Origin of the sequence: Halarchaeum nitratireducens (assembly GCF_014647155.1) — an archaeon.
GTDB lineage: Archaea > Halobacteriota > Halobacteria > Halobacteriales > Halobacteriaceae > Halarchaeum > Halarchaeum nitratireducens.
The window spans coordinates 152327-178066 of record NZ_BMOQ01000005.1 but is presented as its reverse complement, the minus strand read 5'-3'; the positions used below and the strand labels follow the sequence as shown (position 1 = coordinate 178066).

General features: G+C 60.4%; 34 protein-coding genes, 1 tRNA gene and 1 pseudogene. 21 read left to right on the top strand and 15 right to left on the bottom strand.

What is annotated here, in order from left to right:
• Positions 1–3 precede the first annotated feature (3 nt).
• The 3 genes from IEX91_RS10000 (at position 4) to IEX91_RS09990 (ending at position 2840) form a co-directional block, all read left to right on the top strand.
• A tRNA-Arg gene (locus IEX91_RS10000) sits at positions 4–78 on the top strand.
• A 597-nt stretch (positions 79–675) separates the two neighbouring features.
• Positions 676–870, top strand: a complete 195-nt coding sequence (locus IEX91_RS09995; protein ID WP_188878716.1) for a hypothetical protein — start codon at positions 676–678, stop codon at positions 868–870.
• Between the two features lie 98 nt (positions 871–968).
• Entirely contained in the window at positions 969–2840 is a 1872-nt protein-coding gene (locus IEX91_RS09990; protein WP_188878715.1) for a hypothetical protein, read from the top strand.
• Positions 2841–3277: 437 nt separating this feature from the next.
• Here the strand turns inward: IEX91_RS09990 and IEX91_RS09985 are convergent, their stop codons facing one another.
• Entirely contained in the window at positions 3278–4276 is a 999-nt protein-coding gene (locus IEX91_RS09985) for a hypothetical protein (protein WP_188878714.1), read from the bottom strand.
• A complete protein-coding gene (locus tag IEX91_RS09980) occupies positions 4276–4521 on the bottom strand; it encodes a hypothetical protein (protein WP_188878713.1) in 246 nt (81 codons plus the stop codon). Before IEX91_RS09980 ends, IEX91_RS09985 begins: the two co-directional genes overlap by 1 nt.
• Positions 4522–4732: 211 nt before the next feature.
• On the opposite strand from IEX91_RS09980, the gene IEX91_RS09975 reads away from it, so the two are divergent.
• From IEX91_RS09975 to IEX91_RS09940, 8 genes are all read left to right on the top strand, one after another.
• Positions 4733–5107 (top strand): hypothetical protein, encoded by a 375-nt coding sequence (locus IEX91_RS09975; RefSeq protein WP_188878712.1) that lies wholly within the window; start codon positions 4733–4735, stop codon positions 5105–5107.
• Entirely contained in the window at positions 5107–5496 is a 390-nt protein-coding gene (locus IEX91_RS09970) for a hypothetical protein (protein ID WP_188878711.1), read from the top strand. Before IEX91_RS09975 ends, IEX91_RS09970 begins: the two co-directional genes overlap by 1 nt.
• Before the next feature lie 71 nt (positions 5497–5567).
• The gene (locus IEX91_RS09965) at positions 5568–7061 is read left to right on the top strand and encodes a hypothetical protein (protein ID WP_188878710.1); all 1494 of its coding nucleotides are present in this window, start codon (positions 5568–5570) and stop codon (positions 7059–7061) included.
• Between the two features lie 2 nt (positions 7062–7063).
• Positions 7064–7270: a hypothetical protein gene (locus tag IEX91_RS09960; protein WP_188878707.1), complete on the top strand. Its 207-nt coding sequence runs from the start codon at positions 7064–7066 to the stop codon at positions 7268–7270.
• Positions 7271–7325: 55 nt separating this feature from the next.
• The gene (locus IEX91_RS09955; RefSeq protein WP_188878705.1) at positions 7326–7898 is read left to right on the top strand and encodes a hypothetical protein; all 573 of its coding nucleotides are present in this window, start codon (positions 7326–7328) and stop codon (positions 7896–7898) included.
• Positions 7888–8757 carry a hypothetical protein gene (locus tag IEX91_RS09950; protein ID WP_188878704.1) on the top strand — a complete coding sequence of 290 codons (870 nt, stop codon included), beginning with the start codon at positions 7888–7890 and terminating at the stop codon, positions 8755–8757. Before IEX91_RS09955 ends, IEX91_RS09950 begins: the two co-directional genes overlap by 11 nt.
• A complete protein-coding gene (locus tag IEX91_RS09945; RefSeq protein ID WP_188878703.1) occupies positions 8747–9706 on the top strand; it encodes a hypothetical protein in 960 nt (319 codons plus the stop codon). Before IEX91_RS09950 ends, IEX91_RS09945 begins: the two co-directional genes overlap by 11 nt.
• Before the next feature lie 140 nt (positions 9707–9846).
• Positions 9847–10506 (top strand): hypothetical protein, encoded by a 660-nt coding sequence (locus tag IEX91_RS09940; protein ID WP_188878702.1) that lies wholly within the window; start codon positions 9847–9849, stop codon positions 10504–10506.
• Positions 10507–10526: 20 nt separating this feature from the next.
• Here IEX91_RS09940 and IEX91_RS09935 read toward each other — a convergent pair.
• Both IEX91_RS09935 and IEX91_RS09930 read right to left on the bottom strand, forming a co-directional pair.
• Positions 10527–11315 (bottom strand): annotated as a pseudogene (locus tag IEX91_RS09935) (hypothetical protein); the annotation flags it as partial.
• 330 nt (positions 11316–11645) lie between these two features.
• The gene (locus IEX91_RS09930) at positions 11646–11975 is read right to left on the bottom strand and encodes a MarR family transcriptional regulator (RefSeq protein WP_188878700.1); all 330 of its coding nucleotides are present in this window, start codon (positions 11973–11975) and stop codon (positions 11646–11648) included.
• Between the two features lie 367 nt (positions 11976–12342).
• Between IEX91_RS09930 and IEX91_RS09925 the strand changes: the two genes are divergently transcribed.
• The 6 genes from IEX91_RS09925 (at position 12343) to IEX91_RS09900 (ending at position 15871) form a co-directional block, all read left to right on the top strand.
• Positions 12343–13377 carry a tyrosine-type recombinase/integrase gene (locus IEX91_RS09925; RefSeq protein WP_188878698.1) on the top strand — a complete coding sequence of 345 codons (1035 nt, stop codon included), beginning with the start codon at positions 12343–12345 and terminating at the stop codon, positions 13375–13377.
• A gap of 571 nt (positions 13378–13948) precedes the next feature.
• Positions 13949–14422: a hypothetical protein gene (locus IEX91_RS09920; RefSeq protein WP_188878697.1), complete on the top strand. Its 474-nt coding sequence runs from the start codon at positions 13949–13951 to the stop codon at positions 14420–14422.
• Between the two features lie 238 nt (positions 14423–14660).
• Positions 14661–15173, top strand: a complete 513-nt coding sequence (locus tag IEX91_RS09915; RefSeq protein ID WP_188878695.1) for a hypothetical protein — start codon at positions 14661–14663, stop codon at positions 15171–15173.
• The gene (locus tag IEX91_RS09910) at positions 15170–15424 is read left to right on the top strand and encodes a hypothetical protein (protein WP_188878694.1); all 255 of its coding nucleotides are present in this window, start codon (positions 15170–15172) and stop codon (positions 15422–15424) included. The genes IEX91_RS09915 and IEX91_RS09910 overlap by 4 nt, the downstream gene beginning before the upstream one ends.
• Positions 15417–15578, top strand: a complete 162-nt coding sequence (locus tag IEX91_RS09905; RefSeq protein ID WP_188878693.1) for a hypothetical protein — start codon at positions 15417–15419, stop codon at positions 15576–15578. Before IEX91_RS09910 ends, IEX91_RS09905 begins: the two co-directional genes overlap by 8 nt.
• On the top strand, positions 15575–15871 hold the full coding sequence (locus IEX91_RS09900; RefSeq protein ID WP_188878692.1) for a hypothetical protein: 297 nt from the start codon (positions 15575–15577) through the stop codon (positions 15869–15871). Before IEX91_RS09905 ends, IEX91_RS09900 begins: the two co-directional genes overlap by 4 nt.
• Positions 15872–16173: 302 nt before the next feature.
• Here IEX91_RS09900 and IEX91_RS09895 read toward each other — a convergent pair whose 3' ends face one another.
• Complete coding sequence (locus IEX91_RS09895) at positions 16174–16788, bottom strand: tyrosine-type recombinase/integrase (protein WP_188878691.1); 615 nt, start codon at positions 16786–16788, stop codon at positions 16174–16176.
• Positions 16789–16935: 147 nt separating this feature from the next.
• Between IEX91_RS09895 and IEX91_RS09890 the strand changes: the two genes are divergently transcribed.
• The 4 genes from IEX91_RS09890 (at position 16936) to IEX91_RS09875 (ending at position 18254) form a co-directional block, all read left to right on the top strand.
• Entirely contained in the window at positions 16936–17133 is a 198-nt protein-coding gene (locus IEX91_RS09890) for a DUF7557 family protein (RefSeq protein ID WP_188878689.1), read from the top strand.
• Positions 17130–17528, top strand: coding sequence for a PIN domain-containing protein (locus tag IEX91_RS09885; protein WP_188878688.1), 399 nt, complete (start codon positions 17130–17132; stop codon positions 17526–17528). The genes IEX91_RS09890 and IEX91_RS09885 overlap by 4 nt, the downstream gene beginning before the upstream one ends.
• 194 nt (positions 17529–17722) lie before the next feature.
• Positions 17723–17998, top strand: a complete 276-nt coding sequence (locus IEX91_RS09880) for a ribbon-helix-helix domain-containing protein (protein ID WP_188878687.1) — start codon at positions 17723–17725, stop codon at positions 17996–17998.
• Positions 17991–18254, top strand: a complete 264-nt coding sequence (locus tag IEX91_RS09875; protein ID WP_188878686.1) for a type II toxin-antitoxin system RelE family toxin — start codon at positions 17991–17993, stop codon at positions 18252–18254. The genes IEX91_RS09880 and IEX91_RS09875 overlap by 8 nt, the downstream gene beginning before the upstream one ends.
• Before the next feature lie 92 nt (positions 18255–18346).
• Here the strand turns inward: IEX91_RS09875 and IEX91_RS09870 are convergent, their stop codons facing one another.
• The 10 genes from IEX91_RS09870 to IEX91_RS09825 form a co-directional block, all read right to left on the bottom strand.
• Positions 18347–18721, bottom strand: coding sequence for a hypothetical protein (locus IEX91_RS09870; RefSeq protein ID WP_188878685.1), 375 nt, complete (start codon positions 18719–18721; stop codon positions 18347–18349).
• Between the two features lie 179 nt (positions 18722–18900).
• A complete protein-coding gene (locus IEX91_RS09865) occupies positions 18901–20067 on the bottom strand; it encodes a hypothetical protein (protein ID WP_188878683.1) in 1167 nt (388 codons plus the stop codon).
• The gene (locus tag IEX91_RS09860; protein WP_188878682.1) at positions 20064–20852 is read right to left on the bottom strand and encodes a hypothetical protein; all 789 of its coding nucleotides are present in this window, start codon (positions 20850–20852) and stop codon (positions 20064–20066) included. Before IEX91_RS09860 ends, IEX91_RS09865 begins: the two co-directional genes overlap by 4 nt.
• The gene (locus tag IEX91_RS09855; RefSeq protein WP_188878681.1) at positions 20849–21448 is read right to left on the bottom strand and encodes a hypothetical protein; all 600 of its coding nucleotides are present in this window, start codon (positions 21446–21448) and stop codon (positions 20849–20851) included. The genes IEX91_RS09860 and IEX91_RS09855 overlap by 4 nt, the downstream gene beginning before the upstream one ends.
• A gap of 3 nt (positions 21449–21451) precedes the next feature.
• Positions 21452–23227, bottom strand: a complete 1776-nt coding sequence (locus IEX91_RS09850; protein ID WP_188878679.1) for a twin-arginine translocation signal domain-containing protein — start codon at positions 23225–23227, stop codon at positions 21452–21454.
• Between the two features lie 2 nt (positions 23228–23229).
• Positions 23230–23652 (bottom strand): hypothetical protein, encoded by a 423-nt coding sequence (locus IEX91_RS09845; protein WP_188878678.1) that lies wholly within the window; start codon positions 23650–23652, stop codon positions 23230–23232.
• Between the two features lie 107 nt (positions 23653–23759).
• Positions 23760–24245, bottom strand: coding sequence for a type IV pilin (locus IEX91_RS09840; protein WP_188878675.1), 486 nt, complete (start codon positions 24243–24245; stop codon positions 23760–23762).
• Positions 24246–24251: 6 nt separating this feature from the next.
• The gene (locus IEX91_RS09835) at positions 24252–24722 is read right to left on the bottom strand and encodes a type IV pilin (protein ID WP_188878673.1); all 471 of its coding nucleotides are present in this window, start codon (positions 24720–24722) and stop codon (positions 24252–24254) included.
• Between the two features lie 3 nt (positions 24723–24725).
• Complete coding sequence (locus tag IEX91_RS09830) at positions 24726–25154, bottom strand: type IV pilin (protein WP_188878672.1); 429 nt, start codon at positions 25152–25154, stop codon at positions 24726–24728.
• 3 nt (positions 25155–25157) lie between these two features.
• Entirely contained in the window at positions 25158–25580 is a 423-nt protein-coding gene (locus IEX91_RS09825) for a type IV pilin (protein ID WP_188878670.1), read from the bottom strand.
• Positions 25581–25740 lie beyond the last annotated feature (160 nt).

Here is a 25740-nt window from a genome sequence, read left to right as displayed (position 1 = left end):
CGCGGGCGTTTAGCTCAGCTTGGACAGAGCACTTGGCTTCGGACCAAGACGCCGCGGGTTCAAATCCTGCAACGCCCACTCGCAAAACGCCCGAATCGACGCAAAACCGATTCTGTCGTCTCAGGGCTTCTTTATCGCCTCCATGGCGATTTAGCTTCGTTTGAGAACGGCGCATATTCTGATCTAAACAGCGTAGCTTTCGCGCCCCTTCGCTGTCTGGCGATTACGTTCGCAAAGGCTGGTCCCTCGATCTGCGCGCGCGGCCAGAATCTCGTCGATTTCTGCTCGGCCAGCGCGAGCGCTGCGCCGCGAGCGCGGACGGTACCGCCCGGCGGTAGGTGCTCGGTCCTCGACGATCCACCGTTTCAGTCCCGACCGAAGGGAGGGGCCCCTCGTCGCGGTTCGCGTGGAGGTGATTCGCGTGTCTAATGCCTCCCACGGGTCCCACGGTTCGACCACACCGAGTAACCCGGAGACGCGCGCTACCGCCGCGGAGTTCCGCGCAGAGCTCAAGGCTCGTCTGACTGCCGATCTCGACGCCGACCAACGCTCGTACCAATGTCGGAACTGCCGACAGCTTTGTCTCAACCCCGCCGGGTCCATCCTCTTCCGCGCACGAGTCTGCCTCGACTGTCACGCGCGCTATCTCGCCGGTGAACCCCGGAGGTCGTCGAAATGACTGACTGGGATACCGTTGATCTGCTCTGTCATCGGTTCGCGGCCTCCCCCAAGTGGGACGACGTGGACGCCGCCACGCTTGCGTGGCTCGAAGCTGCACGCCACACCCGGGAGGCTGTCACCACCGTCCTTCTCAACGAGCGCCCGACGGTGTTCTCCGAATCGACCGCGTTCGACCTTCGGGCCAAATGAGCACGGCTGACACCTCCGGCGGTGCGGCTTGGCCAGCCAACAGGACTAACTCTGAAAAGTCGTCTCAGGCGCTCAGGACGGCCATCCGGCGATACGGTTTGCACGATCTCGACGTTGACCCGACGCGCGACCTTCCGCATCCCGCGCACCGGCTCGCAGAGATCTGGGCCGCGTACGGTGGCCGGCTGATAACGCCGCTCTCGGAAACGAACGGGCGGACGCTTCGCTCGGAAGTCGTCGAAGAGGACTGGGTCGAGTACCGGGTGAACGAACCGGGCCCGACCGGTGATACGTTCGACGTGAGCGAGGTCGAGGAGCGCCGCGCCTCGACGTGGTTGGACGCTATCGCTGCGATGCTCGCGTGGTACGAACGTGCCCGCGGACGTCGCGGCCGTCTCGCTCGCGGCTACCAGGGAGAACCAGAGTACGAGGAGTTCACCATCGACCTCGAAAACTCATGGCAACCGAGCTACTGTAAGCGCGAGGTTGCCCGGTTGAAGGCTCTCGAACGCGAAACCGTCGGTGGCGAACGTCCGTCCGGCGGCGAAACGAACCCCGAGTACGAGAACCCGCATTCGGTGATACTCACTCTCTCCGGTACGTCCACACCGAACGGCGACCGGATCGGACCCGCCGACCACGACCGCGAGATCGCCGACTCGTGGACGGCCGGCGTGTACGATGCGCTTCGCTATCAGCTCGACAAGCTCGGTGTGTCCGACTACCTGTACCACAAGCAGGGAGAGCCACACCCCGGCGACGGACCGAACGTCGGGTACGGGCATCACCACGTGATGCTGATGGTCGATGCCGGCCCGCTTGGAGCGGGCGATCAGACGCCACGGCTTGAAGCTGCGTTCCGCGAAGTGATCGACAAGCACGTGGACGTGTGCGACCTCGCGGGATCGAGCGCGCACGGCGACGGCGCGATCTCGGTACGGCGTGTCGGTGACGACGACGAGGAGATCGAGTCGTGGTCCGCGTACGCCGCCGAGTACATCGCGTCCGCCGAAGAGGACTTGCTCGAACGCTCGGACCAGTACGTGATGTGGGCCGCGACCCAGTGGGCGACCGGCTCGCAGAAGGCGACGCGCTCGATGACGGCGAACAGCGCGATAGCCGCCGACGCCTGTAAGCAGCGACACGAGTCGGAGCGGTCGCACCAAGACGTCGGGCACGGCGAGCGTATCGTTCGCTCGTCTCGGCGCGGCGTCGATTTCGAGTGCGCGTGTTGTGGCTCGCCCTGGCAGATTCCACAGCACTACGACACGCTGACCGAGGCTCGTCGAGAAACCGGCGCGCGAGTTCTCGCAGCCGACGGGTCAGGTGGCGATCTCGACGACGACGGGGACACCGACCGGTGGGACGATGGAGACATTGGTAACCGGTGGCCGTCTGCACGCGCAGCGGCGTCATTTGGGACGAAAGTTGATCCACACCACGGCGTCTGTACCGAGTTCGAGTCGGCTACCCGCCCGCCATCGTGGCGGATGGACGCGATCATCGAGTCGTCCGGCAAGGAGAAGCCCGCGACTGGTTCCGGCGTCGATATGCGTGAGCTACAGTTTCAGACACTTCCACGAACGCGCGGTGAGATCGCGGCGTTTCTCTCCGACCCCGCGACGTACGTCGTCTGTACCTGTGACGTACTCTCTCGCTCCCTCGATGCGTGGCGAAACGGCGAGTGTCCGTCGCGCTGCGAATGTGACGGCGCTGAGCTACGGTTTGCGAACGCCGCTGAAAACTGGTCGCTCGGGTCGCTCTCGGTAGACGAGTGGCTATCGTTCCTGTCGCCCGATCCCGTCGTTCGGGAGCTGTCGTTCGAAGAGGAGCGCGAACTTGCGAATGCGCTCGACCGCGCTCGCCGGCTCGCGGAGAATACGCAACTTTCACCGATGGGCGTCGTCGCGCAGGCTGGTGTCCCACCGGAGCACTTGGAGACCGCATTTAAACAGATGGAGGAAAGATAAACCAATAACCGGCTGTTTACGGATCAAAGAATATCTCAAATGCTATTTTTATAGATGTCTGATTCAGAGAATATTATGTCAGTTATTAAGACGCAGATAAAACCAACTGTGCCAAAGAACAGTACCTCATGGACGATGCTATTCATACAGAAGCTCAGCCAGAGACGATACATTGAATGAATGAGTAGAATAATCCAGGAAACCCCACAGACCCAACCAATTACCGTCACGAAAAGTTCTACGTTCTTTGCCTCTTCAGCAGGAATACCGTCAATAGCATTATAAATGAATGCGGACGTGATCGCGGATCCGGTTGCCGCGACGAACATATATGGGTATGTCGTTGTAGCAAGAAGGTATGTGTCATTCACTAAAGGTAGAAAGAAGAAGAGCTTTGGCGTGTTGAGTAATTGCTCAAAATCACTTACTGACATTGATCAAGCGACTAAGTCATCCGTCGTTGTTGGATCAATTCTATAACAGCGTTCGTATTCATTCCTTCTTTCTTCAAATTCTGCCCCCGCTGTTGATTCCTTTACCTCTTCAACAACTTTTTCAGCGACCTCGATGTTTCGCTTTCCCCGCGCTCGTAGGTCAACAAATGGAACGGAATATTCATAGATATCATATTGTTTTAACTTCTTCACTAATTCTCTTAGTGTTTTCCATTCACTGTCGAACCTTCCAACATAAACAACAAACGGCTCTCCTATGACAACCTCATTATATAAGTATTCAATCTGTTCGCGCTGATCGTAGGTAGATGCGATTTGGCGGATAATTTTCCGCATCACGCGATCTTGATCGTAATAGCCAGAGCTACAGAGGTTCGGTACATTCTCACCTGGCTTACCGAACTTGTTCTCCAAATCTGTCTTCCACTGGTTAATCTGTTCGTCGGGAATATACCGATTCGATTCCCATGCAGTCCGGATGTATAGCGACCGCTGAAGCAGTTGCTTTTGGTTGCTACTAGTGTATTCCCCGAAAAAGTCTAGTATCTCTTGGTTCCTATCGTCTTCATTCGCATTTTGTATAATTTCTAGCTCTGGTTCTTGCTCTGTAGAAAGCAATCTACCCTGTTCCTGATAAGTCTTTTCAACCTTTTGTAAAATTCGATTTTTCTGGTCTGTGTTGAACGCATCCAGATTTAACTCAATAATCGACTCATTTCCACGACGGTCTTTTTTGAAAGGTTGTGTTTGACTCCCTTTTTGCACGATTTCAATCGTTTGGTCGGGGTCATCCAGTATATCTAAATTATACTGACGTGTGTCGCTCTCTGGCTTGGTTCGTGAAAAAGTCTTCCTGAGACCACGTCGTACCACTTCAACTACTTGGTTCTGATAGGCGATCGCCTCTTCTGACTGTAGTATACCTACTGCTGTGGCGAATATGTCTTCGTCTTCATCGCTGGACTGATCGTCTTTAGGCACTATTCATCATCTTGGCGATGTTGTTCGACATACGCCGAGAGAGAATTGAAGTCCTTCTTAATGAATACCCGTGAGCCCTTAGCTGCGCCAGCGAATTCTTCGAGAGTCATCGGCTCATCGCTATCGCTCGGGATTTCAGGCTTTTCAGATTCCTTATCAACGAGAACGCCATCTTTTTCCTTAAGCCCAAGCTGCTCCGCAACTGACTCAGCCGCACTCTCACCGAATGTAATTGTTGGTGCCATCTGTAGATGCACCGCGACGGTTGCTATCCTTGGGTAGCGATTCCGTGCATATAGACTTTGTTATCGTCTCTTTACATCTTCATTTTCCCACCCAGGCAGGACCTTCATGTTTTTCAATATATTTCAGCCGTGTTTCTGTGGTACATAAGTCTAATCCACCCTATCGGGGGGACCGGTAGTTCTAGCTGATTCCCCCTGAATGTTGCTACGTATGTCGCAAGGCAAACAGCCGAGTTGGGACGACCTCTCCGAGGTCTCCTCCGGTAACGACGACGAAGAGTACGACGACGTGCTGAACCTCGACCCCGGTGACTCCGTGGTTGCTGAGGTCCGTGCTATCGAGCGCGACGCCGACCGGTACGGGCGTGATCGGTTCCACCTCACGCGCGTCGATGGCGAGGAGCCGCGGTATGTCTCCTATTTCGCGTCCGCGTCGGTCACGCGGCCGCTCGACAACGCGGACGTCGGTCCGGGCGACGTGGTCGGTATCAAGAAGGACAACGACCCGTACACCTTCGAGGACGACGACGGCGAGGAGCAGGAGGCGTACGGGTTCGAGGTCCGCGTTCGGGACGGTGGTGAGTGATGGCGACCTCCTCCGGCGGGTTCGCCTCGACGATCCGCGCGTACAAGCGGATCAGTATTCTGTCCTCGGTCGGCCTGCTCGTGTTCGGGATCTGCGGACTCGTCATGACCGGGCTCGCACAGGAAGCCATCGACCTCCTCACGCGGTACAAGTACCTCCCGTGGGGCGCGTCGATGGCTGCTCTCGCCATCGTGTTCATGTCGTCCTCAACCCGCGACCCACGGTACTACCATGCGAGCGAGTGGTTCATCGTCGCGGCGGTGATGCTTCTTCTCGGCGCGTACGCTTTCCTGCCCGCCGTACAGGAGATGATGGCCACGTACTCGCCGTGGTCTGATGGGATCGTGCTCGGACTGCAGATCGTCGTCGGAGCTATCGTAGCGAGGTAACGATGAGTGAGCACACATCTTCCCTCGCTCGCGTCGGGCGTGTCGTCCTCATCGTCGCGCTCGTCTCCTCGATGGTCGCCGCGCCAGTCGCGGGCTCGATCGCCTCACCGGCCGCCCCTGACGGTCCCGCTGCTACCGGCTCCGGGACGTGTTCGTTCGCCAGCGTCCTCCACTTCTTCGGCGTCGCAGACGATTGTGTCGTCGGCAGTACCACCACCGAAGTGCAGCAGGTGAAGAACGCCGAGGACAATCAGACCGCTCTCCAAATCTACAACGCTGCGGCCGCCCAGCAGGCTAGCAGCAAGCAACTCCTCGCCTCCACCGCCAACTACGCCAACGACACACGGAACGTCGCCTGGTCCAAGGCTGAAGTCGCGTACTATCAGGCCCTCGAAAACGACTCCGTGAAGGAGGTTGCTCGCGAGAAGGCGATGCGCGCCATCGAAGACTACTACACGAAGCGTCAGATGTCTCTCGTGAAGTCCTGGGAAGTGAACGTACACGCTGCCTACGACCTTCATGAGCGTGGCGCCAACGAGAGCGGCATCCCCAACGACCTTGTAGACATCGTTCCACACGGTCCGCCTGCCTCAAACGCTGCAAACAATGAATACGGGAATCCCGGTTCTCCTGAGTGGAACAAGACCGTTACCGTCGATTACGTGAACGGCTCGACTACCCAGATGTTCACCTTCGGTGGATCGAAGCCGTACATCGACGCGTCTAGTGCCGGGCACTACTCGCACGCGAAGCGCGACATCGACGGTGATGATCACGCCTCACGCCAGTCAGGGAACTATCTGCGGATCGTTGTTCACTCGCCCGAAGGATCTGATATCGGCCAGTCTGGCGTGTTTAACTCTTCAAAGTACACTGACCGCTGGCAACAGTACGGCGATCTTTCCGCGGAGCTGAAGACCGAGTTCTCGACGTACGCGAACAACACCTACCCCGCCGTCGAAAGCGGCCGGATCAACGCCTCCGAGGTCGTTTCGCGCGAAACCCGGATGTTCCAACTCGGCACGCAGGCCGGCCAGTCCGGCTCGCTCTACGACTCCGTGGCCGCTCTCTCCATGATGGGCCTCGCTACTCCGAACCTGAACGGAACGGGGACGATGACGGTTAACTACCAGAATCGACAGTATCACGGCCTCCTCCTCGCTCCCGAAGTTCCCAACGGCACGTGGACGGCCGGCACCTCGTATAACGCGACCGCGCCCCCACTGAACGGGTCCGCGGTTCTCGCCACCACCACCGGCGAGACGGTTCCCCTGGACTCCGGGACCTTCCGCCTCGCGTCGATCTCCTCACAGAACGGCGAGTCCATGCAGTCGGTGAACGCCACCCGCTCACAGTACCAGACCACCAACGTCACCAAGCTTGTCGAGCAGCTGAACGAAACCCAACGGCTTATCGAAGACGTCGAGGCCAGACAGGCTACCGGCTCGAATCCGTCGGGTTCATCGTCGGGCTCACCGCTCGACGGTGACGGGCCGATCTACCTCGTAGTTGGCCTGTCGATCATCTCGCTGCTCGTCGTCGTCGCGCTCCAGAGGGATCGATAGCGATGGCTCGGCCACTCCTCTCGATCCTCCTGATGCTGTTCGCGGTCTTCGGACTCGTCGCCGCCGTCGGCATGGCGACGGGTGCGTTCGACCTCGGGCAGATTCTCACGAGTGCCCTCGGACAGACCGTACACGGACTCGTGGACGCGGCCGTCGGCGGTCTCAAATCCTTCCTCTCTGACGTGGTGTCGTCGAGCGTCCCCTGGTGACGCTCGGTAGCCATCCGTGGTCGGCTCGCGCTGGTTCGATTCCGGTGATGGCTCTATGAGACGTGTCCTACTGGTCGTCCTGTTCGTGGCTCTCGCTGCCACGAGTCCGGTAGCCGCAGCGAACGCGACGGCGAACAACTCGACAGCCTCGACGAACGCGACCTCGGCGAGCGAAACCGTTGTCTCTGGTGGTCCGGTCCCCGTCGATGGCGTCACGACGATCACTGGCTGGTCGTATCAAGACGGCACGATGAGGGTGACGCTTGAGGTGAGTCAGTACCACGTCGTCACGCTCTCCGGGTCGGCCCAACGCTCCGGGCGCGTGGCGCACTCTGCGTTCCGGCGCGTCATCCTCCAGAGTGGCGAGACGCGAACCGTCGCCGTGCCCGCGGATCGCGTCGACGGTCGCGCGTCCGTCGGTGCGACGACGAGCGCGTGTATCGAGTCGGGCTCGTGCCCGGCCGTCTACTCCCGCGAAGACTCCTCGATGTCGTTGCTTCCGGGTCGCCCGTCCGGGAGTGACTGGATCGTGACGTTCTTCGCTGCCGGCTTCGCCGCGCTACTCGGTGCGGCCGTCGCTGGCTTCGGCTACAAGCGGTACGTCGGAGGTCGTCGCCGTGTCTTCTGATCCCGAACCCAGCCCGACGCGCGAGGCCGCCGAGTCCACCTCGTCGTGGCGTTCGAGTGTCACGGACGTGCTGCGTGTCGCTGCGATTCCCATCGTCGTCGGTCTGCTCGGTCTGCTCGCCGTGATCGTCGTCTGGGTCGCTGACGTTCCGTCCCGCTCGCTCGCGCTCACGACGCTCGTGCTGTCCGGGTTCGTGCCGTACTTCGCTACGCTCGTCTTCCTCGTGCTGTACGTGCTCGCCGGACGGATCTCTCGTCCCGTGCTGTACGCCGATCCCGACAGCGAGGAAATCGGACTAGAGTTCTTCAGCCCCTCGTTCTTCGCCAGCACCGAGGTAGACGGGTCGCTCGACCGGCGGCACTCTACCCGCGACGGTCGAACCGTCCACATCGCCGAAGGCCTGCACGCCGAGTCCCGCGACCGCGTACAGGACGACGGATCGGTATCCCCGGAGAAGATCGTTGTCCTCGACGGGACGTGGTCGGGCTCGGTGAGCTACTGGCAGTTCCTCGAAGACAAGGACACGCTCGTCACCTGGCGCGACGAACTCGTCCCCATCGTGCAGTCCGCCCTCCAGGTGCGTGCGTCCGCCGACTCGAAGGTCGTTCGGAACTCCGTCTCCGTCGGTCGCTCGCTCATCGCCGGTGCCGAGGCGGACGAGTTCGCTGTCGGCCTGAAGGACATGAGTGACTTCGATCTTGGCGTACGCGAGGACACGCCGTCCCTAGACGACTTCGCGGACGGCGCGCCGTCGACGGACACCCAGCCGCTTGGCGACGATCTCGATGACCTCGATCTCTCCGTGGATCTCGACCAGGACCTCGACGGCGACGTCGGAGGTGACGACAGTGGACAGTAGCGCCGATGGCGTGACCGCTGCGGAGTTCCGCGAAGTGAGCGAGGGGAAGCTGACGAGCAATCGTCGAACACTCCCGCTCGCGCCCTTCCTCCAAGGCGAACCCCTGAAGCGGTACATCTGGTACAAGCAGCACTACGCACAGATCCGAGACTACCACGCCGAAGCCGACGACTCGACGGGCGTCGATCTCCCGCCGACATTCGAGACGACGGCCTACTGTCGCCGGCTCGTCGAACGGTACGGTTCGGAACTCGCTACGTGGGCCGTCCGAAACGGCCACCTCGAAACGCTGAACTACCTTTCCGGGCTCACCTCGCGCGATACCGACGTCTCCTCTCTGCAGGCGTTCGTCCGTGTCGTCGAGCGGATGCGGACGGACGGGTATCTCGCGCAGTTCGTCGGTGACACCGACGGCGGCAAGACGATGACCGCGCTCGTCATGGCCGAGCTCGGACTGCGCGACGACGATGATCTCGTCCTCGCCACGAACGTTACCTCCCTCGTCTGGCAAGACGACTGGCTCCAAGAGCGCACCGTCTTCGTCGAATCGAAGAGCGAGCTACGTCGCGTCCTCGATGACCACGAGAAGGTCGCCGTCGTCCTCGACGAACTCTCGACCGTCCTCGACGGGCAGACGAACAGCTACGCCGCGAACGAAGAGATGTACCCGCTGATCACCGGGAAGGCGAAGGACGGTGCGCGCTACATCCTGATCGGCCACCGGAAGGACGGTAAGGACATCATCAAGTCCGTCCGTGAGCACGCCGACGACTTCATTGTGCAACACCGCGAGCAGCGCCGCGGCGACGACGACGTCTACTCTGCCGAGTTCTTCGCCGAGCTCGGCGAGTCCGGGGCGCGCGATCTCAACTTTCCCTTCGGGAACGTCCCCGCAATCACCGGCACCTACGAACCTGACGAGAAGTCCGTCTTCGACCTCGATGCCTGACGTGTCGGTACACTCCCGCTCGCCCACTCGCTTCCGCGCGAGCGTCCGCGCCCGCGGCCCTCAACGGGCCCCGGCACGGACGCGACAAAACGATATCCTCAGAGAACAACCTTATCAGGATTGACTATAATCTATTGCTTATGGATACTAGCTTATTAGTTGCAATTATCGGCGTTGGTGGAACATTAGCTGCATCAATAATCGGATCGTATGTCAATCTAAGAAACACGAAGATACAAGAGAAGAGAGCTAGCTATCGGAAAGTCGCTGAATACACACTTGACAAGAAGATCAATGGTTTGGTTGAGATACATAGGTGTATTGAAGAAATGGGGGACTTCGGGACATTTGCGTACTTATCGAGGACTAATCAAGATATTACGGTTGACGAAGAAGAGTACCAATCATATCAAGATAGTGTAGATTCTTTTTCGGATGCTGTCAGCGAATCTGAGATATTTCTGTCAGAAAATCAGAAGTCTATCCTAAATAAATGTCTTCTTGTTCACAGAAGTACGGTATCTGCGATGGAGGAGACCGAAGATGGGTACAGAATTAATTGGGCCATTGTAGAGGACGAGCCATATATTGATCAACATGATATAGACCTAGACCACTTCGGCGTTCATGCAAGAATAGCGTCTGAGATGGTCTATAATGAGATTAATGCTCCATTAGATGAGATATTGGAGCATAGTGGTGAAAAAACAATGACAGAAGAAATGGAAGATTATCTGAATAATCATGGGTTTACAACATACAATATTGAACGCATAGCTGACGATTTCAACTCAAATTAGAGGGTGTCTCCACATTATATGAATTCCAGATTCGAGTGCTTGTACGTGTAGAGCTTGATATCCTGATCGTCGCAATACGACGCTAATTTTGCCGGATGAATCGTCTCCCAGTCTCCCGGTCCGTCCTCTAGGTGACCCGGGAACGCAACGTTCACGGCTTCCTCCTCCATCGTGTTTCCGTAGATGCTTGCCTCCGTCTCCGGTGGCAGCACCTCGACGACGACGGCGGGATCACCACGGTGCCCCTCGACCTTCTCGACGCGATCTCCTGGCCCGAACGGGTTCTCCGGCATCTGGTTCAGATGTGCGGTGTTGGGTCCGAGGTCGATCAGACCGTTCATCGGGCTCGCCGCAATCGGTTCGAGCTTCGCCGGTGTCTCGCCCGTGTATTCCTCTTCCATCTCGACTTTCGTCGTGAGGCTTTGTACCCACTCCCATCCGAGGAGGATCAGGGCGTCCTCGTTGTCACGGTGCCACGCCATCACGATGATGTCGTCCTCGTCGTCGTTCTCCGCGAGCGCCTGCGGTGTGAACGCCGAGATGTCGCGCGAGGTCTTTACGTCCACCTCGTAGCCGAATATCTCGAAGTCGTGCCCCGAGAAGCTCTCCGGGTTACAGCGGCGAATCGCTTCCTCGTTCTCCCACGTCCACATCTCTGCGGGAAGGTACTCACGACAGAACCGCTCGAACGCGATCTCCCCGAGGTTCCCGATGCGTTTCTGCTTCAGCTCCTCACCTTCGCACCCCTGTAAGAGGGCTTGGTGGTGCGCGCGTTCACTATCAATCTCGTCGGGTTCGAATCGGTACATGCTATCTGGAAGTGTACCCGGGCCGTTCGCTCTTCTTCGGTGGTGGTCCGACACGGACCGGACCTGGTGCTGGCACGTCCTCGGCGCACATCTGGCCATTGAGATATAACTGGCCGCTGGTAGTTATCTCATACATCCGTGAATTTAGCCAGAGGGGGCCGATAAGTCCCGAAGCCGCTAGACGGTGACATCGGCTCCTTACCTTCGCTCGTGACTCGGTCGACCGGAAGGCCGTGGTCATCGTTTCAGGCTCTGCCCATGCAACCTCGCTGAGGTGTTCGAGTATCCGCTCGTCGAGTTGAACCATCCAGGGAGCGGAGTAGCGCATGGTTAGGATTCCTGTTCCTCGGATGAACTCTTAGAGTCTTCGACCCCTGAAGTAGCCGATCCGTCGCCGTTATTGATATAGACCCAGTTCTGGGTGTCGAGACGCCCCTCAAGGTACGCCTCTCCCTCGTTGGTGATCATATAGACCGCGTTCCCCAGATGCTTGAGGAGACCCTTCTCCGCCAGTTTTCGGCAACGACGCGCGACGTGCTGGCGTGAGTACTGAAGTCGGCCCTCTTCCATGATCTCCTTTGGAGACCCGGATTCGTTCTCGTGGATGTACTCTAGGATACGGTCGTCCACGAGAGACATCCAGTCTCCCGAATAGCGCATACGACATAACCGAGCGTAGGGAACCTAATTCACGTGCTACGCTCCCTAGCGGTTCGGCGGAACATTGATGTTCCGAGAGAGTGATGGTGTACCTGCGAAGCCGTCGCTGGTCGAAGATGACTGTCGTCGGTCGGTGGAGAACGGGACGCGTCCTAGCGCGCCCCGAAGGCGGTTTCGCGGCACCACAGATGCCGGAAACCAGAATCGTGGGCCTGCAAGCCCACACGACGATTACCGTATCGGTAGCCGATAAACCCGCCGTCTCGCAGTGTGCCGTCTGCCGTGACGTTGCGGACGGACACGACGCGAGTCTTGACCTTCCAATCTGCCGGTCGTGCGCTCAACGTCTCGATGAAGAGGTGTGTGCATGACCGATCTGAAACCGATTCCTCCGACGAAGGCCGTCGAACTCCACTTAGAGGCGATGAAGCAGGATTCGGCGGAGTGGACGCGAACTTCGCACGAAAGCCACCTTCGCGCGTTCGTCGAGTGGTGTCGAGAGCACGGCGGCGTAGACAACATGAACGACCTCGATGGACGCGACCTCTACGAGTTCCGCGTGTGGCGGCGCAACGGCGGCTACTCGAAGGGGAAAGACGGTGAGATCGCACCGAAGACCATCCACTCGGTGCTGACGACGGTGCGCTCGTTCCTCCGGTTCTGCGCGCAGATTGAGGCGGTTCCCGAGGACTTGTACGAGAAGGTGCCGTTGCCAAACCTCTCGACGGCAGACGAAGTGAGTGATTCGACGATCTCGCCCGACCGGGTGCCCCCGATCATCGAGTACCTGCGTCGCTACGAGTACGCGAGTCGTGATCACGTAATCTGGGTCCTCGTCTGGCATACGGGTGCGCGGCTCGGTGCTGTCCGGGCGCTCGACCTCCACGACTGCGAGCTCGACGGCGAGAAGCCCGGTCTCGATTTCGTCCATCGGCCGAGTACCGGGACGCCACTGAAGAACGACGAAGACGGCGAGCGGTTCAACCGAATCAGTCGCGACGTCGCGCAGACGCTCCAGGACTACATCGGCGGTCCCCGGAAGAACGTCCAAGACGATACCGGTCGGACGCCACTGGTGACGACGAAGTACGGTCGCGTCTCGCATACGACGGTGCGAAACGCGTTCTACCGGTGGTCCCGTCCCTGCAAGGTCGGTATCGTCTGTCCCCACGACAAGGACCCGGACACCTGCGAGTACGCCCGAGACGACGGGATGACGAGCTGTCCGTCGTCGCGCTCGACGCACGATGTACGGAAGGCGCGCGTGACGAAGTACCGCGACGACGGCGTGCCGCGCGGCGTCGTCTCCGACCGCCTCGACACCTCCGAGTCGATGATCGACAAGCACTACGACCGCGCTTCGAAGCGCGAGAAGGCTGACCGCCGGTGGGAGTTTCTATGACTGCCACCTGCCCGAACTGCGGAAGCGAGAACCTTCACGAATCAGTCACTCAGCAGAAAGCCGCGTGGTGTGGTGATTGTGGACTACGCTGGGCTCGAAAATCTGAGTGTAACGAATGCGGTGCTGACCTCGACGCCCACCGAGACCTCTGCTTCAGCTGCTGGTGTAAGGAGAAAGTAGTCCCTGAAATGCTCCGGTTCCCATCAGGTGATCCGCGATGACCGCAGAAACTTCGCGCAGCCGGATGCGCGGCCGCTCCGGTTTCAGAGACCTGCAACGCCCACTTCTCTCCCCCGCGAATCGCCGCTAATCGAAAACCGGACAGAGACACCCGTTTACCGTCTGGTTTCTGGACTTCAGCACCTACCGAGTACCCCCGCTGAATCCGGATACCAACACGTCACGGCCGGCGGCCTCGCGCTGTCGGTCGATTCTGCGCGCCAACGGAGGTGGTCGGCGTGAGCGCGACCTACCGCTTCTGTCCGAGCTGTGGCGGGCGACTCACGACGACGACGACGCCGGGCGGGCTCACACGTCGCGTCTGCCTGCGGTGTTCGGGAGGTGACGATCGATGAGCGGGTATCTCGACTTCGACGACGAGCGTCCCGATCCTGACGATCCCGATGATGATGGGAGTACGTCGTGGCAGCGAGCTGATCCCGACCACGCGCTCATCGAGCGTCGCGGGCCCACGACGTTCGTCGTGATGCTCCAAGATGGTGCGGCCGCTCACGACGTGACGTACGGCCTCGAACGCGGGGCGCGTGTCGGCTACTGTGACTGTGACGGCTACAAGTATAGCGACGAGAGCGTGCCGTGCGCGCATCTCTGTGTCCTCCGTAAGGCCGAGTTCATCGGCGCCGAGAGCGTCGACGGCCAGCGCATCGAGGCGGTCGACACGGCTGTGCTCGCCGAGGCGGACCACGATCCCGGCCTTCGCGCCGACGGCGGCCCACGACGTGCGCCGAGTCATGATCCAGACGCACGCGATCGCGTTGCTCCGCCGGTTGATCGTGGCCCCGAACCGAGGTGGTCGGGTCGATGACTCCCGACACCCCCCGTTGTAAGTGTTGTTCCACAGATTTCGAGGCTGTTCCACAGACGCAAATGACGATTTCGAGCGCGACAGATACCAAGGCGGCGCATCGCACCCGTGTGGAAACACCCGTGGGGGGAAATCTGCTAATGCAACCATGTGTGCGGGCGCACCAGCGTGCGCAAATAGGAAACGCGCGCGTGCTGCAGCGCGCGGACATGGGGGCGGTCAGCGGGGGTGTCGTGGCGTGACGGATGCGCGGGCGCGGCTCAGCGGCGAGTTGGCGGAGTGGTACGAGGAGCGTGAGAACGGGTCGGAGACGGTGCGTGATGCGCTCCGGTTGTTGATGGCCCGTGAGGAGGCACGCGAGTTCGAGGGGCTGAGTGACGATCAGGAGGTGGCTGAGTCGTGGTTGCTTGAGAACGTCGGGATCGGGAACAACACGACGTTGTCGTGGGTGGAGAACCGGCTGGCGCAGCAGTTGTCGTTGGATATGGAGCAGATTCGGATGCAGGTGACGAAGCCGCTGAATCAGCAGGGGTATATTTCGGTGAAGCCGCGTCGGGAATCGGTGGATGTCGTCGTACAGCCGCCGACGGCCGGCGAGTCGGTATCGGCGTCACGTGAGGGTGTCGGAGAGGCGTCGAGTGGGCGCGACGGCGGCGGGCTGTCGGAAGCAGAGGCAGAGGTGCTGTCGGAGGCGCGTGAGCGTCTCGCGGATGCTGAGCCGGCGCGGGCTGATGGAGGTGGGTCGGCGTGAAGTCTTCGAGCGGGAACGAACACCGGATTGAACGGCAGACGTGGGTGTCCGACATCGAAGTCTTCGAGCTCGACGACGACGGCAACCTCGTCGTCCACCACAACGAGGGGCGCGGCCCAGTCAAAAACGAGGATACACTTCGATGCTCCTGTGGTCGAGAATTCGAGAGCAAGCAAGTCGCTGCCGAGCATCTTCGCTCGCGTGAAGTCTCTGCGGACACCGAACGATCCGGGGGTGACGACGATGAGTGAGTCGCTGATTGAGACTGCGGTCCGACGCGCTCGTGAAGCCGACGAGCGCGCTCAGTCGGTCGACGACCCTGAGCAAGCGGCGTTCTTCCGGGGAGTGGCGAGTGCCTATCGGTCAATCGTCGACGACGCCGGCGTCGAGGAGGGGTCACGGTGACGCTGGGGAAGCTCGTGGATTACGCGACGGCGACGGTTGGCGAGGTGGTGCTGGCGTATCTCGTTGCGTTCATCGCGCCCGGCGGGACGTTGACGTTCGCTAAGCTCGTGCTGGCGTTCAAGCTGAACGTGTTTGCGATCCCGTTGTCGTGGACGCCGGTGCTCTCGTTGCCGCCGTGGTGCTGGTACGTCGTCGCGGTCGTGTGGGTCCGGCAGTGGCTCTACCTCTCGCCGTACAGCGCACGTGACGTCGCCGAGCAACTCGAAGACGACTATGCGGTCCTCCGGAAATAGCGGCGACCGGCGTCGTCCTCTCGTGCGAAGTACGACGCCCTTTCACTTTCACTCCACTCGGATCACACTAAACATCCTGCGGAGAGTGGAAAATACTGGAAGATGAGAGGGAAGTGTCCACATTGCGATTCAACCCGGGGTGTCGTCTACGAGGTCATCGGTAAGGAGCAAGAGTGGGTTCAGAAACAATGGAAGTGCGACTCTTGCGGCCAAATTATTGGGGTGACTGAGTCTCCCTCAAAGAAAATCCGGAGGAAGCTGAAGCGCCTCTGATTCGTTTCTGCTCTCAATAGTCCTGTTTGTTAGATCGTTTCGAAGTGGTCGTACTCGCGTTCGGTGGTGAGAATCGTGGCGTGGCGTAGTCGGTTCCGAACATCGTACAGCGTGTTCCCTTCTTCTGCGCGGAGCATGCGCCACGCGACGCTGTGGCGGAGCGTATGGGCGGTGACGTCGTCGGGGTCGCCGCGACCGCCGACGGTGTAGGGGCGGACGTCGGCGCGGTCTGCGAGGCGCTTCACGACGTCGTTGATGGCTTTCCCGGTGAGCCGGTCGCTCTTCCGACTCGGGAAGAGCGCGGGCGAGTCGTCGTCTCTCGACTGAAGGTAGATGCGGAGGGTGCGGACGGTTCGGAGGTCTCCGCTCGGGTCGAGGGCGAACGTCGCGGCGCTCGGGGTGTTGTCGTTGGGGTAGTCCTTCTGGATGCTCGCCGGGATGCGGAGCTGGTCGTCGTTGAGGTCGAGCATGTCGCGGTTCACCTGCGCGAGTTCGGCGCGACGGAGCCCGGTGTCGTAGAGTGTGGTGACGATCGCGTCGTCGCGGGTGCCGTGGCGGCCTTCGTGTGCGGCGTCGCGCATGGCTTCGACTTGCTCGGGCTTCAGCCAAATGTTCGAGTTTGCAGAGTTGGCGGTCGGGGGCATGGTGTGTATATAAAGAAGGTTGGCCGGTTCGGGCTTGAATGTTCGGGTCTATTAGTAGAGTCGAACATTGGAACGGGTCTCGTGGACTCACGTCGAGACTGGGTTTACGCCGAAAGCTAATTGCGACTGCATGCAGTTCGTATACATATGAGCACGTCCATCCGGGTGTCTGACGGCACGAAACGGATGCTTGAGTCTCTGAAACAGGAGGACGAGACGTTTGACGACCTCCTTGAACGCCTTGCACAGAGCGAGAAACCGATCGATATCGGCGCGTGGAGTACCGAGAAGGCTGAGCGCGCCCGTGAGTCGGTGAAGCGCTCTCGGGAGAGCTTCGAGCGGTGACGTTCCTGGACTCTTCGGTCATCATCGGGATGCTTGAAGGCGTCCCGGATGTTGTTGAGTCCGTCGAGAGTCGGGGTCAGCCCTACCTGACGTCCGCGATCTGTGTGTTCGAGGTTGTGAATGGGGTGGTTGGGTCTGGTACTACCGATGTCGTTGCGGTTCGGCAGGACTTCGGTGGTGTCCGCTCTCTTGACTTGAACGAGCAGATTGCCTTGGAGGCGGGGCGGATGCAGGATCAGCTGATGAATGATGGTGAGCGGATGGCTGCGCGCGATCTTCTTATCGCGGCGACCGCTCGGTCTACCGGTGATGAGCTCATCGTCGCGGACGCTGATTTTGAGACGGGGCTGCTCACGGACGTGATGGACGTCACGAATCTACGTGGAGAAGACTGATTTCTCGTGGGCTCACGTCGAAACCGGTCTTGAAGATGACGCGGCGAGCCCGACATCGTACTGAGTGTGGTCGCGGCGATCGCTGACACCGCCTCCACAGGACCTGTTGTCGTTGAGTCTGTTGCTCATCGCTCGATTGGCCCGCGCGAGTAGTCGACAGAACCCTTTTGTGTGATACAGATGTATCACAAGATATGAGTACCGACGCCGAGGGTGGCGACGATCGAATGGAGAAGATCAACGTTCGTGTGCCCGAGTCTCTCCTCGCGGAGATTGATGAGGAGTGGCAGCGTCGCGGGTATGCGAGCAAGTCTGAGGCCATCCGTGATGCGCTTCGTGATTGGGTGAATCCGCCGGCGGATCTCTCTGAGGAGACGCTTGACGACCTAGAAGAGAGCCGCGAACAGCGTGAGCGCGGTGAGACGGTGTCGGGTGAGGATGCGCGCGAGCGTCTCGGTCTCGATGACTGACGTCGAATACACCGAACAGGCCCTCGAACACCTAGACGGATTAGACCCACAGGTCGCCGACCGTGTTCTCAACAAGGTTGAGGAAGCGACTGAGTGGACGGAACACCGCCTCGAACGGCTCTCGGGTTACCCGTACTACAAACTCCGCGCTGGCGACTATCGTGCGATTATTACGTGGGATCGTGACGGTGATCGGCTCGTTGTTGAGGCGGTCGGTCATCGTCGGAATGTCTACGACCGCCACCTGCCGCCGTAGCTACCCGAAGACGTCGGTGAGCGCGTCGGCGAGGGGGACGATGACGCCCATGCCCATGCAGAGCGCGGCGAGAAGCGTTTCGGCGTGCATCGTTAGAAGACGTCTTCGATGGCGAGCTTCGCCTGCTCGGTTCCTCGATGCTCGCCGCCGCCGTGCCAGCGGACGGTCGGGAGCTTCGAGGCGCGCCGTGTCGTCGTCTTCAGTACCTCGGTGCCCGTACCTCTGATTCGGTAGACGGCGAAGCCGTAGCGGCCACCCTCTTCGACGAGTCGACGATGGTACTCGCGGTAGATCTTGAAGTTGCCCGGCGTGTCGTCCGCGTGGCGGTGTGCGGTTGCTTTGAACTCCCACGGGACGCCGGCGCGCATGCCGTCGCGCCAGCTCGCGCGATCGAGCTCGACGTCGTACTTCTCGGCGAGGACGTATTCGCACGCCGTTCCGTGTGCGTTCGCTCGATGCGACGGCATCTACCGCCACCTCGCGTTACGCGAGCGCGTCGCGCGCCGATATATATACGCCTCCGCCGCCGTCTCTCCGAGTGCGCCCATCGGTCGTGTCGCTCCCGTGGAGCGACGCGACGTGGCGGATGGGCCAGCTACAGTAAAGGGGGGTTGGTTTGGTTTCGAGGGTTTGGAAGTCGGCGCTGTCATGCGGTTACGGCCTCCACTTCCCGAACCCACTCGGCTTTCTCGCCGCCCTCATCGTAGTCTTCAAGCCAGTTTCGGACAGTAGCGTCGCTATACGGGACGTAATCGGCGGTTTGGTACGGGGATATCCCCATATCTCGGCACTCGACCATCGTCCACATGGCGACCTTTTTGACGTCGTCTTCGGGGAGGACGACGTCGTCTTTCTCGCCGGACGGCGCCGACCACGACCAGTCGGCTTCGTCGTTCGTGTCGAAGCCCCAGTCAGTCGGTGGGATTCCCTCAAGCGGACGTGGGTCGACGTCTTGGAGTGACCCGCCGCTGATCCGGTCGGCGACGACGGCCTCCTTCTGTGAGGTCTTCTTGATGATGGTGCCGACCCGCCACAGGAGTGGGTGGATCGACGATTCGTCGTGGCCGATGTAGATGAGTGCGCCGCCGTATTTGCGGATCTTGAAGACGAGCGGTCCCATCTTCTGTCGGACCTTGTGGCCGTCCGCACCGGTTCCGCTCGCGTTCGTGGAGAACTCGTCGCCGATGAAGAGCTTCGGTTGTTGGTGGTTCTCGACGGGATCGCCGTCCTGTTCGACCCACTCGCGGAGGAGTGGATAGTGTGGGATCCAGCCGTCCTCAAGGCTGCCGTCGTCGCGCTCCCACGGATCGAGGCGGCCGAGTGTGCGGATGTTGGAGCCGACGAGGAGGGTGCCGTCGACCCAGCGCTCGCGGAGCTGGCCGAGGAGGCCGGCGAAGTCGGTCTTCCCGTTGCCCATGTCGCCGAGGAGGACGATGACGGGTGCGGGCCCGGCGACGATCTCCTGCAGGCGCGTGACGGCTTTGATGCCCGCAAGGTCGGCCTCCTGACTGGGGTCGCCGAGGTAGTGTTTGAGCGTGACGGTGTCGCCGTTGTCGAGGGCGTTGCGCGCCGTGTCGCCGCCGTGGACGCGGAGGATATCGCGGTTCTTCCCGACGCTCAGATAGTCCTTCGCGGGCTTGGAGTCCCAGCGGTCGGTGTCGTGGTGGATGGCGCGCATCGCGAGCTGGCGGTCGACGTCCTCGTCGCGGACGAACCCGGTGTGTGGAAACACCTCGTCGGGGTCGCGCTCTTGGTTGCCGTCCTGATACTCGCGGAAGCCGCCGACGGTGTAGTTGTCCTGTTCGTCGCTCATGTATCGCTCTCGGCTTGCTGTTGGGTCTGTGGGAGGCCGTCGCGGGCCTCGATGCTGTGCTCGTCGTAGTACTCTTCGACGAACGCGCTGGCGTCCTCGATGCCGTCGGTGGCGTTCTCCTTCGCGTCGCCTTCAGCGTCCTCGAAGCGTTCTTGCACGGAGGAGCCGGGGTTCATCAAGGAGCGTTCATCGGCCTCGGCCTCCTTGTTGATGACGTCACCCTGAATCTGGAGGCCCATCTTCGAGATCCGGGGACGGAGGCGGTTGTAGGCGAGCCACGTTTCGATCATGTCGCCGTGGATGTCTTCGAGCATCGCTTTCACGGAGACGAGTTTGCTGTCCGCTAACTGCGACATGTAGCAGCCACGAACGCGGAGGTCGCCGACGTCCTCGATGTACTCGAACTCGCGGACTTCGAAGGCGCCGGCGTCGTTGACGGGGTACGGGCTGGGGCCGTCGACGGTGCGGGTCTCCCAGACTTCGGGGGCGACGTAGTACTTCTCGCGGGTGTCGGTGACGCCGTTGATGTGGTGGACGGTGACCATTCGGGCGTCGCGGAGGCGGCGGACGAAGGTGATCCAGAAGCCGAGGAGCGGCGGGCCGAACAGCAGTAGCGACGCGAAGATGGAGATGGCGACCGGTGGGACGTTCGGCAGGTCGGGTTTGAAGAGGAAGAGGGCGGCGCCAGCGGTGAAGAGGACGCCGAGGACGACGAGTTGCGCTTCGGCGACGATGTGCGTGATGCGGTCCGCCCAGCCGCCGAAGGTGCTGCTGGTGTCGCTCACGCTTTCGTCACCCCCGTCTCTTCCTTTCTGAGGACGTACCACGCGCCGAGCAGCGAGGTGAGGATGGTGATGCCGATCCCGGAGAAGAGCCCGGAGGTGCCGCCGAAGTACTGTAGGGGGTCCTCTCCCTGCTGCATGTCCGTGCTGAGGCGGACGCCGGTGTCGCCGATTGCGACGCCGACGACGTGGCCGTCGAAGGCGGTGGCGACGGGCATGGTGACGATCGTCGTTTCGCCGCCCCAGACGCGCTGGGTGGTCTGCGGGATCCGCGAAGCGCCGGCTTCTTCGAGCCCGGCGGCGCCGTCGGTGATGGTGACGGTGGTCAGCGAGTCGGCTTCGATGGCGACGCGCACCGTGTCACCAGAGAACTCCCAGCCGGTGATGCGCGCGTCATCGGTCATGGTGATGTTCGCGTCGTTAGCGAGGGTGGAGCCGTCGCCGGGCATCGTCGAGGCCGCCGACGTCGTGGGCGCGGTCGTCGTTGTGTTCGCCGCTGTCGTGGTGTTCGTCATCGGTGCGTTCGCGGCGGCGGCCGGTCCGGTGGCGAGTACAGCGATGGCTCCGAGGGCGACGAGCACGAGAAAAATCGAGCGCATGGATTACGTCGTCCGGCCCTTGAAGTACGAGAGGCCGGCGATGCCGCCGAGGAGCACCGCGAAACCGCCGATCAGGCTCCCGGTGTCGCCGAGGCCGCCGAGCCCCGGGATCGAGAAGCCCCCGGAGTTCTGCGAGTCCTCGTACTTCTCAATCAGCTCTTGGTTCTTCTTCTGCATCTCTTCCCACTCGTCTTGGGTGATGTAGTTGTCGTCTGTCTGTGGTTCCGTCTGCTCGAACGTCGCCGACTCTGCGGATTTCCCGTCGCGTTTGATCGATTTGACCGTGAAGGGATCGTCAAGGATGATCGTCTTCGTCTTCGATTCGGTGACGCCTGACGCGAGTTGGACGGACTCCACCTCCGTGATCGGATTGGCGAGCTTCTCGGAGAGATCGACCTCCCAATGATCCGGCGTCGTCGAGACCGGATCAACCTCCGAGCCTGAGGAGTCGACTGGCGTGAAGTCGCCGCCTTGGACGGTCACGCTCTCGTTTGCCGCCGTACTGATTCGGTACGCGGTGCCCTCGGTCGGCGCGGCGGTGAAGGCGACGATCCCGCCATCCACCGCAGTCTGATACGCACTCCACGTTCCGCTCGCGGTTGACTGGTCGTAGGTGAAGTAGGCGACAGCGTCGCTCCACGAACTCGGGTCGTACGTCGTCCCCGACTGGATCGTCTTGTCGCCCGTGTAGGCGAGTGTCCCGGAGAGGGTGAGCGTCGCGTTCGTCTTCTCGATCTCGATCGTCGTCTGCTCGCCCGCCGTGATCGGGATGTTGAGGGCTTGGAGGTCCGCGATCGCGTTCGCCTCACCGCCCTTCTCGTCGGCCATCTGGTTCGCGCGCATTCTCGGGGTTGTCAGGTCGCCGAGTTCGAGGTCGCCGCTTTGGACTTGGCCGTAAACGCTGTCGACCCACGTCACGAGGCCGTCGTTGACGTCGGTTTTGACGGTTTGGAGGTCCGACCAAATCCCATTCCACAAGCCATATTCTAGATAAACAAAGTCCTCCTCTCTCAAGGCGATTTTATAGTTATCGGCCCCACTTTGAGATTCTTTATTAACAGGATCCCAAGTCGACTCCTCAAATCCCGCTTCTATCCGGGAAATATCGAAGTCCGTCCCATCGGAGAGAGTCAATGATGCAGAAACCTGAGCGATCGCGGGAGCCCGATCATCTTGCCCTCCTTTATACCACGCTGCCAAGACATCTTTCGGTGACGCGTCAGGATGGGATTTAAGAGCAGATGCGAGAGTGTTGAGTTCGTTGACGCTCTCGTTCCACGTCTTGAGGAGGTTCTTCTCCACCGTCGTCATGTGCGCTTCCATCGCGTTGATCGCGGCGCTCTGGACTTCATCCTGGGTTTTGCCGTTGTTCAACTGCTCGACGGCGGCGGTTTTGCCTTCGATGTAGAGGGTGTTTTCGAGGCCGGCCGAGATGATGTTCTGGTTGTCGATGATCGTTGAGGCGTTCGTGCTCTTGCGGGTTTTGACGGTTTGCCGGACGCGTTGTTTGAGGGCGTCGGCGGAGAGGCCGTCTGGCGGTGAATCGCCCGCGAATGGGTTCCAGTCCCGAAGCATCCATGCGACTTGTGCGCCGGCGAGGCCGGTGGCGGACCCAGCGGCGGCGAGGGCGGTGCCGACGTCGATCGCGGCGGCGTCGTCAGTTTGTTGGAGGCCGACGCCCCCGATGGTTGCGGCACCCACGCCCACGCCAACCGTCTTGATGAGGCCGCGACGCGTCATCTGCCGCGAACCAACGTCTGGCTGTTTGTTCTCGCTCATTGTTAGTTGGAGTAGGAGATGTAGGTGGCTGCGGCGGAGACGGCCATGGTCCAGAGGAGTTGGCTGATGCCGTTGATCATGACGAGGTTCTTGAAGGAGGGGACGAGGACGTAGAGGACGGGTGAGGCGAGCGCGAAGACGATGATCGCCCATTGCCAGTCTTCGTACGCGGCGCCGTCGATTTCGTTGGTGGCGAGGATCCATGCGAGCCCGCCGAGGACGACGAGGAAGGCGATGGAGATGTCCGCGCCCATGATCGTCCAGATTGGGGCGGTGAAGTCGAGGCCGCCGAAGATTGAGAGCGCGGACGTCATCACGCCGAAGAGGATCGCCGCGAACCACGGAATCCCCATCAACGCGATCACGTCCAAGATTATGTTCTGTTTGCCGTTCAGGTCGGCGTAGCCGCCGGTTGCGGTTGCCATTGCGCCTCGATAGTCGTGCGCTGGTGACTAGTGTCGGTCTAACTCCATTGGAGTTTCAGCGGTGGATCGACAACGCGAAGAAAAACGAGAACGGCCCGAGGGGTTGGTTACTGCGGGGTCGTCGACTGGCTGATGATCGACGACGAACCGCCCGAAGACTGCCAGACAATCTGCACGTCTGAATCATTTCCGAATGGATTCGTGCCACTCCCATTTTGCCACGTACTTAGCGTGTCACCTGCCGAGAGTTGTTCAGTGTCCCAGCCAGATGAAGCGTAACCTGCACCAGTACTTCCGTCTTGTGCCGAGGCATTCTCGTAGATCGTGGCATCTCCGACATTGACCGTCAGAGTGGAGGTTTCGATCGCGTCACCACCCTGGTCGGTGATATTGAGTCCACGATCACTCGTTGACCAGTCGTTGTAGTCGTAGTTGAAGGTGGCGCTGGGTGCGTTGTTGCCGACGTTACTGCCGAGGCCGAGAACGAACGTGCCGATGACGGCGGCGAGGATCACGGTGATGGCGACCATGAGGATCACGCCGATGACGGGTGAAACGCCACGATCGTCGTCGAGTAGCTGTGTCAAGTCCATTGTGAGTTAGTTGGGGGTCGTTGAGGAGCTGATGATCGACGAGGAGCCACCGGAGGACTGCCAGACGACCTGCACGTCCTCGTTGTTGTCGAAGACGTCGCTAGTGTCCTCCTTGAGGCGGAGGGTGTCACCGGCCGTAACCGGGTCCGACCACGCATCTGTGACATTGGCATTGTCTATGTCGGTCACGTTATCTAACGTGAAGTCGCTGCCGACTGAGACGGTGAGCGTGCTCGCTTCGATGGAATCCCCACCTTGATCGGTGATCGTGATCGTATCGGTCCCCGTACCGTCGCTAAAGTTGTCGTACTCGTAGTTGAACGTGGCGCTGGGTGCGTTGTTACCGACGTTGCTCCCGAGGCCGAGAACGAACGTGCCGATGACGGCGGCGAGGATCACGGTGATGGCCACCATGAGGATCACGCCGATGACGGGTGAGACACCGCGGTCGTCGCTAAGGAGTTGTTTCAGGTCCATTGTTTAGCCCTGGTACTCCCACTCACCAATGATTGAGGACGATCCACCGGAAGACTGCCAGATGACCTGTGCAGAGTTGGGCGACCCGCCGTACTCGATTGTTGCGCTGTCACCAGCAGTCCACTGGTCTCCACTCACGCTGTAGCTGATGTTGTCCTGCGCAGCGGTAGCCGGGTCCGACGTGATGTTGATCGTCGAGTTCTCGATCGCGTCCCCGCCCTGATGGGTGACTGTCAGGTTCCCGCCCGAACTGTTTCCGCTGTAGTCCCAGTTGAAGGTGGCGCTGGGTGCGTTGTTGCCGACGTTACTGCCGAGGCCGAGAACGAAGGTCCCGATGACGGCGGCGAGGATCACGGTGATGGCGACCATGAGGATCACGCCGATGACGGGTGAGACGCCGCGGTCGTCATTGAGGAGCTGTTTCAGATCCATTGTTTAGCCCTGGTACGTGGAGCTGCTGATAATCGACGAGCTACCGCCACTAGACTGCCAGACCATACTCGTCGTATTGCCCGACGAAACCTCATTCGCGTAGACTATGGTTGTCGTCTCACCGGCAGTCCATTGGCTATCGTCCCCAGTAGGGCCCGCTACGCTGTTGATCTCTCCATCCGATGTGTAGGATATCGACGAGTTATCTATGACGTCTCCCCCCTGGTGGGTGACATTGACGCTGGTGTCGTTGCCGTAGTCCCAGTTGAAGGTGGCGCTGGGTGCGTTGTTGCCGACGTTACTGCCGAGGCCGAGAACGAAGGTACCGATGACGGCGGCGAGGATCACGGTGATGGCGACCATGAGGATCACGCCGATCACAGGTGAAACGCCACGATCGTCGTCAAGTATGTGTGTCAAGTCCATGTTGATCTGCGTCGGAGTCCGCCGCAGCTGCCGGTGGTGGCCGTGGTAGGCCGTCCCGGCGCGGGCTGCGATGTTCCGACGTTACCGACTAGTCGGCTTGGTGATTACTTAAATTGGCTGGCCGAAACGAATCGTAAAACGGGGATGGCGGTTGCTCACT

Coding starts and splice junctions, on each gene's coding strand:
- IEX91_RS09850 (WP_188878679.1), bottom strand. CDS start 23,227: ATGAGCGAGAACAAACAGCCAGACGTTGGTTCGCGGCAGATGACGCGT.
- IEX91_RS09855 (WP_188878681.1), bottom strand. CDS start 21,448: ATGCGCTCGATTTTTCTCGTGCTCGTCGCCCTCGGAGCCATCGCTGTA.
- IEX91_RS09980 (WP_188878713.1), bottom strand. CDS start 4,521: ATGGCACCAACAATTACATTCGGTGAGAGTGCGGCTGAGTCAGTTGCG.
- IEX91_RS09835 (WP_188878673.1), bottom strand. CDS start 24,722: ATGGACCTGAAACAACTCCTTAGCGACGACCGCGGTGTCTCACCCGTC.
- IEX91_RS09875 (WP_188878686.1), top strand. CDS start 17,991: ATGACTGACGTCGAATACACCGAACAGGCCCTCGAACACCTAGACGGA.
- IEX91_RS09940 (WP_188878702.1), top strand. CDS start 9,847: ATGGATACTAGCTTATTAGTTGCAATTATCGGCGTTGGTGGAACATTA.
- IEX91_RS09890 (WP_188878689.1), top strand. CDS start 16,936: ATGAGCACGTCCATCCGGGTGTCTGACGGCACGAAACGGATGCTTGAG.
- IEX91_RS09895 (WP_188878691.1), bottom strand. CDS start 16,788: ATGCCCCCGACCGCCAACTCTGCAAACTCGAACATTTGGCTGAAGCCC.
- IEX91_RS09870 (WP_188878685.1), bottom strand. CDS start 18,721: ATGCCGTCGCATCGAGCGAACGCACACGGAACGGCGTGCGAATACGTC.
- IEX91_RS09955 (WP_188878705.1), top strand. CDS start 7,326: ATGAGACGTGTCCTACTGGTCGTCCTGTTCGTGGCTCTCGCTGCCACG.
- IEX91_RS09825 (WP_188878670.1), bottom strand. CDS start 25,580: ATGGACTTGACACACATACTTGACGACGATCGTGGCGTTTCACCTGTG.
- IEX91_RS09930 (WP_188878700.1), bottom strand. CDS start 11,975: ATGCGCTATTCGGGAGACTGGATGTCTCTCGTGGACGACCGTATCCTA.
- IEX91_RS09865 (WP_188878683.1), bottom strand. CDS start 20,067: ATGAGCGACGAACAGGACAACTACACCGTCGGCGGCTTCCGCGAGTAT.
- IEX91_RS09905 (WP_188878693.1), top strand. CDS start 15,417: ATGAGTGAGTCGCTGATTGAGACTGCGGTCCGACGCGCTCGTGAAGCC.
- IEX91_RS09965 (WP_188878710.1), top strand. CDS start 5,568: ATGGTCGCCGCGCCAGTCGCGGGCTCGATCGCCTCACCGGCCGCCCCT.
- IEX91_RS09960 (WP_188878707.1), top strand. CDS start 7,064: ATGGCTCGGCCACTCCTCTCGATCCTCCTGATGCTGTTCGCGGTCTTC.
- IEX91_RS09880 (WP_188878687.1), top strand. CDS start 17,723: ATGAGTACCGACGCCGAGGGTGGCGACGATCGAATGGAGAAGATCAAC.
- IEX91_RS09920 (WP_188878697.1), top strand. CDS start 13,949: ATGAGCGGGTATCTCGACTTCGACGACGAGCGTCCCGATCCTGACGAT.
- IEX91_RS09995 (WP_188878716.1), top strand. CDS start 676: ATGACTGACTGGGATACCGTTGATCTGCTCTGTCATCGGTTCGCGGCC.
- IEX91_RS09830 (WP_188878672.1), bottom strand. CDS start 25,154: ATGGATCTGAAACAGCTCCTCAATGACGACCGCGGCGTCTCACCCGTC.
- IEX91_RS09845 (WP_188878678.1), bottom strand. CDS start 23,652: ATGGCAACCGCAACCGGCGGCTACGCCGACCTGAACGGCAAACAGAAC.
- IEX91_RS09925 (WP_188878698.1), top strand. CDS start 12,343: ATGACCGATCTGAAACCGATTCCTCCGACGAAGGCCGTCGAACTCCAC.
- IEX91_RS09840 (WP_188878675.1), bottom strand. CDS start 24,245: ATGGACTTGACACAGCTACTCGACGACGATCGTGGCGTTTCACCCGTC.
- IEX91_RS09975 (WP_188878712.1), top strand. CDS start 4,733: ATGTCGCAAGGCAAACAGCCGAGTTGGGACGACCTCTCCGAGGTCTCC.
- IEX91_RS09970 (WP_188878711.1), top strand. CDS start 5,107: ATGGCGACCTCCTCCGGCGGGTTCGCCTCGACGATCCGCGCGTACAAG.